Genomic DNA, 3,085 nt, shown 5'->3' on the forward strand with positions numbered 1-3,085 from the left:
GGTGGGTGCCGCGTCAAGGGCTGTGGGCGGCGCCTGCTGGGACCTTCGGCAGCCGTAGGTGCGTCAGCACCGGCAAGGAGTTCAGGAACGTGGCTTTACGTGTGCAGATCCTCATGTACGACGGGGTCGAGGAGCAGGACTTCATCGGGCCGCGGGATGTGCTCGGGCATGCGGCGCAGGCCGGTGGCGGTCAGGTGGAGACCGCGCTGGTGCGGCCTTCGGAGGGCGGGGAAGTGACCTGCTTCTTCGGTACGAGGGTCGTCGTGCCCGGTGCGTGGGAGCCCACCGGTGCCGATCTGCTGATCGTGCCGGGGGGCGGGGATCTGCTGATCCACGATGCGGAGGTGCATCGGGATCTCGTGCGGGCGCAGCAGGCCGGCGTCGTCGTCGCCGGTGTCTGTACCGGGGTTCTGGTGTTGTCCGCGGCGGGGCTGACCAAGGGGCGCCCCTGTACGACGCATCACCTCGCCAAGGCCGACCTGGCCGCCCAGGGCGGCCAGGTGATCGACGCGCGCGTCGTCGACGACGGGGATCTCGTGACCGCGGGCGGGGTCACCAGCGGGATCGATCTCGCGCTCTGGATGGTCACCCGTGAATGCGGGGCCGCCGTCGCCGCCCGCGTCGAGTCCGTCATGGAGTACCAGCAGCGGGGGGTTGTCTGGCGGAGTTGAGCGGTGGGATGGAGTGGTGGGCCGGAGGGAGCGGGGGCGGCCGTCGGTCCCCGGGTGCGTGAGGGGCGGCGGCCGCGGGCTCTGCGGCGGCGCGTCAGGACGTGCTCGCCGCCGCCACCGGCGGCTCGAACCGCATCGGCGTGATCTGTTTGACGTCGTAACGGCTCCGCATGCGCCGCACCGCTTCGGGGTCCACCGAGTCACCGGCCGACCAGATCTCCGCTATCTCCTCGAAGTACTGCTCGTGCTCGGGTGACGGGTTGCTCTGGAACAGCATGCGCACCGGTTCGTCCGTGGCGTTGCGGAACGCGTGCGGGGTGTTGGGCGGTACGAACATGCTGCTGCCCGCCGGGGCGCGGACCACCCTGTCGCCGTCGACGGACTCCCAGTCCAGCCAGTCGTCCGTACGTTCCGCGGGTTCGAAGGCGAGGAGTTCCAGCTCGCCCTCCAGGATGTAGAAGAACTCCTCCGCCTCCTCGTGGTAGTGGCCGCCCGTGTCGAAACCGGGCGGCACCACCACCTCGAAGATGGAGGCGGAGGAGCCCTGTGCCCCGGTGGCCTTGAAGGTCACTTCCTGCGCTTTCGTGACCAGCTTGCGCCCCTCGCCGGGCAGGCGGATGAGGTCACTCATGCGATCAACTCCTTGCGTAGCGTGGAAAGTAGTGATCGCAGATACGCTACGACCCTTACCTCAAGAGAAGCTCGGGTCGCCTTCAGGCGGTATGCCCGGCGAGGGTGTCACTCGATGACCAGTTCCACCGGGATGTTGCCGCGCGTCGCCTTCGAGTACGGGCAGAAAGCGTGGGTCTTCTTCAGCAGGTCCTCGCCCGCGGGGCCCTGCAGGTGGTCGGGGAGCTCCGCGCGCATGACCACCGCGAGGCCGAAGCCGCCGTCCGCGTCGTCCTTGCCGATGCTGACCTCCGCCGTCACCGACACCTCCGACACGTCGATCTTCTCCTGGCGCGCGATGTTGCCCATCGCGCTGGCGAAGCACGCGGCGTAACCGGCGGCGAAGAGCTGCTCGGGGTTGGTGCCCTGGTCGTTGCCGCCCAGCGCCTTGGGGAAGCCGAGCGGCAGGTCGATCTTGCCGTCGGAGCTGACGGCGCGGCCCTCGCGGCCGTTGGCGGTGGCTACTGCGGTGTACAGCGCGTCCATGGGGATCATCCCGTCCTCGTCTCGTCCTGTGTACGGGACCAAGTGAAGCACGCAATTAAGTTGTGCACAACTTAATTGGGGGTGCGGTGGGTCGCTGTAGCCTGGAACCATGGACGACGAGGACCTTCTCCGGCTCGATCAGCAGATCTGCTTCTCGCTGCACGCCGCCGCCCGCGCCTTCAACGGGGTCTACCGGACCCTGCTCAAGGACCTCGGTCTGACCTACCCGCAGTACCTGGTCATGCTCGTCCTGTGGGAGCACGACGAGCTGCCCGTCAAGAAGATCGGCGAGCGGCTGCGGCTCGACTCGGGCACGCTTTCACCGCTGCTCAAGCGGCTCGAAGCGGCTGGGCACGTCGAGCGGCGGCGCAGCGCCGAGGACGAGCGTTCCGTCACCGTGCGGCTCACGGAGGAAGGGCGCGCCCTGCGCGAGAAGGCCCTCGCCGTGCCCCGCGCCCTCGCCGATTCCACCGAGCTGTCCATCGACGACGTACGGGACCTGCGCGCCCGGCTCGACCGGCTCACGGCCGCCCTCGACCGGGGTCCGGGCAAGGGTGGCCGTGGAGAGATTGCCTAGGAGTCCCCTGGGGAAACCCTAGGAAGCGTCGTCGGCGAACACCGCCTCCGTCGTCGTCACCACCGCACACTTCCCCGCCGCCCAGCGCAGCGCCATCGCGTGGTCGTCCGCCGAGAAGTCCGCCACCGCGTCGGCCACCACGAACGCCTGGATGTCCTGCATCCACGCGTCGCACGCCGTCATCAGCACGCCGATGTGCGCGTAGACGCCGGTGATGACCAGCTGGTCGCGGCCCTGTTCGCGCAGGCGCTCCAGGAGGTCCGTGCGGACGAAGCCGCTGTACTTCCACTTGGTGAGGACCGTCCCGGCGGGCGTCGGGCCGATCTCCGGGGCGATCGCCGCCGCGTCGGCGTCGTCGGGCAGGCCGGGACCCCAGAAGTCCTGCTGGAGGCCGCGCTCGGCGGGGGACTGGCCGCCGGGCTGCGCGGTGTGCACGACCGGGACGCCGAGACGGGTTGCCGACTCCTTCAACTCGCGTACGTGGGAGAGGAGTTCCGGTACGGGAGAGGCCGTTCGGTCGTACGCCGAGAGGAAGTAGTTCTGCAGGTCGTGCACGAGCAGCACGGCACGGGACGGGTCGACCTGCCAGTCGACGCGGTTCACCGGCAGTTCGTCGCTCGACGGCATCGGATAGGGGGTGATGGCGGGGAGGGCCATGGTGGTGGGTGGTTCCGTTCAGGGG

At 69.3% G+C, this 3,085-nt stretch carries 5 protein-coding genes; 2 read left to right on the forward strand and 3 right to left on the reverse strand.

Features of this window, described 5'->3' with window-relative positions; genetic code table 11:
• On the forward strand, positions 1-671 hold a 671-nt coding region (locus tag AOK03_RS39250), incomplete at its 5' end, for a DJ-1/PfpI family protein (protein WP_244177947.1).
• A gap of 94 nt (positions 672-765) precedes the next feature.
• Here the strand turns inward: AOK03_RS39250 and AOK03_RS39255 are convergent.
• Both AOK03_RS39255 and AOK03_RS39260 read right to left on the reverse strand, forming a co-directional pair.
• Complete coding sequence (locus AOK03_RS39255; protein WP_055570119.1) at positions 766-1,302, reverse strand: cupin domain-containing protein; 537 nt, start codon at positions 1,300-1,302, stop codon at positions 766-768.
• A gap of 107 nt (positions 1,303-1,409) precedes the next feature.
• Entirely contained in the window at positions 1,410-1,826 is a 417-nt protein-coding gene (locus AOK03_RS39260) for an organic hydroperoxide resistance protein (protein ID WP_055570122.1), read from the reverse strand.
• 109 nt (positions 1,827-1,935) lie between these two features.
• Between AOK03_RS39260 and AOK03_RS39265 the strand changes: the two genes are divergently transcribed.
• Positions 1,936-2,403 (forward strand): MarR family winged helix-turn-helix transcriptional regulator, encoded by a 468-nt coding sequence (locus tag AOK03_RS39265; RefSeq protein WP_055570120.1) that lies wholly within the window; start codon positions 1,936-1,938, stop codon positions 2,401-2,403.
• An 18-nt stretch (positions 2,404-2,421) separates the two neighbouring features.
• Here the strand turns inward: AOK03_RS39265 and AOK03_RS39270 are convergent, their stop codons facing one another.
• Positions 2,422-3,060: an isochorismatase family protein gene (locus tag AOK03_RS39270; RefSeq protein ID WP_055570121.1), complete on the reverse strand. Its 639-nt coding sequence runs from the start codon at positions 3,058-3,060 to the stop codon at positions 2,422-2,424.
• Between the last annotated feature and the right edge of the window lie 25 nt (positions 3,061-3,085).

The organism is Streptomyces atriruber (assembly GCF_001418325.1).
Lineage (GTDB): Bacteria > Actinomycetota > Actinomycetes > Streptomycetales > Streptomycetaceae > Streptomyces > Streptomyces atriruber.

Excerpts from the sequence above, each read along its gene's own strand:
- AOK03_RS39255 (WP_055570119.1), bottom strand. The coding sequence starts at position 1,302 with ATGAGTGACCTCATCCGCCTGCCCGGCGAGGGGCGCAAGCTGGTCACG.
- AOK03_RS39260 (WP_055570122.1), bottom strand. The coding sequence starts at position 1,826 with ATGGACGCGCTGTACACCGCAGTAGCCACCGCCAACGGCCGCGAGGGC.
- AOK03_RS39265 (WP_055570120.1), top strand. The coding sequence starts at position 1,936 with ATGGACGACGAGGACCTTCTCCGGCTCGATCAGCAGATCTGCTTCTCG.
- AOK03_RS39270 (WP_055570121.1), bottom strand. The coding sequence starts at position 3,060 with ATGGCCCTCCCCGCCATCACCCCCTATCCGATGCCGTCGAGCGACGAA.